Annotated in this window: 1 protein-coding gene and 1 pseudogene; both read right to left on the bottom strand. The window is 64.2% G+C overall.

The window, feature by feature from the left end:
* Window positions 1-871 (bottom strand): DNA translocase FtsK 4TM domain-containing protein (locus I5W_RS10190; RefSeq protein ID WP_044529129.1); only part of this gene is annotated, 871 nt, incomplete at its 3' end.
* 44 nt (window positions 872-915) lie between these two features.
* Window positions 916-1167 (bottom strand): annotated as a pseudogene (locus I5W_RS10185) (methyl-accepting chemotaxis protein); the annotation flags it as partial.
* Window positions 1168-1182: the final 15 nt, after the last annotated feature.

Genomic DNA, 1182 nt, shown 5'->3' with positions numbered 1-1182 from the left:
CCAGCAGCGACAGCGGCGCAGTTTCGCTGTTCAAGTCATCGAACAGGCTGTTCTGCTTTTCTTTCTGCACGCGGTCGGACTTTTGCACTTCCACGATCTGCGGCTCGATGCGGATCGGCGGGGCTTCCACGATCTTGGCGCGTTCCTGCACCACGGTTTCCTCGCGCTTGACCGCGGCTTCCTGGCCGGCACGGCGGTCGGCGCGAGCGGCGAAGAAGTCGCGCACCGCAAACAGGCCATCTTCGATCAGACCGCCAATGCGCTCCACCGCGGCCAGCCACGACACCTGGAACAGCAGCGAAAAACCCAGTCCGAACAGCAGCAACAGCAACAGCGTGGAGCCGGTAAAGCCGAAGGTGGGCTGCATGGCCGTGCCGATCATCTCGCCCAGCACGCCACCGGAGGAATGCGGCAGCTTGGGGGCGAAACGGTGCATCCGGGTGAATTCGATGCCCATGCTGCCGGTCAACATGAAGACGAAGCCCACGGCGCGGATCAGCGGTTCCTGCTGGTGCTCCGGCTCCACCGGCTGGGCCACCAGGAAGCGGTTGGACAGGCGGCGATAGCCGGTCCACACCGAACGCCCCACCAGCACGCACCACCACCAGGCCGACAGGCCGAAGATGTACAGCATCAGGTCAGCGGTCCAGGCACCCACGCGCCCACCCCAGTTGCCCACGCGTGACACCGAGCTGGCCACCGACCAGCCGGGGTCGGCCTTGGAATAGCTCAGCAGGATCAGGGCCAGGTAGGCCAGCAAGGCCACCAGCGCCAGCCAGCGCGCTTCGGATAACAGCCGCACCAGCCGGTTGGGCATGGGAGGCGCCGGCGTCTTGGTATTGCGGATGTGGGCTTGACTCGTCTTGGACATAACTTCCGTGCAAAAAAAACTAGCCGTCATTTCCAGACTGAGTGCTAACGCGGCAGCCCCGCCGGGTGCGGCGTAACATCCACGGCATGGCGCATCATCGTGGCCGCAGCGGCAGTAGCGCGACGGAAGTCCCCACTGCCCAGCTTGAAGATACTCACGGTTTCCGACAGCCGGCTCGACTGCTCCTGCAGTGACTGCGCCGCGGCCGCCGCTTCTTCCACCAGTGCTGCATTCTGCTGGGTGACTTCATCCATCTGCACGATGGCTTGATTGATCTGCTCGATGCCATCGCTCTGTCACCANTGGCCGCC

Source organism: Herbaspirillum sp. B65 (assembly GCF_000333555.1).
GTDB lineage: Bacteria > Pseudomonadota > Gammaproteobacteria > Burkholderiales > Burkholderiaceae_D > Herbaspirillum > Herbaspirillum rubrisubalbicans.
This window is presented reverse-complemented; position numbering and strand designations above follow the sequence as displayed.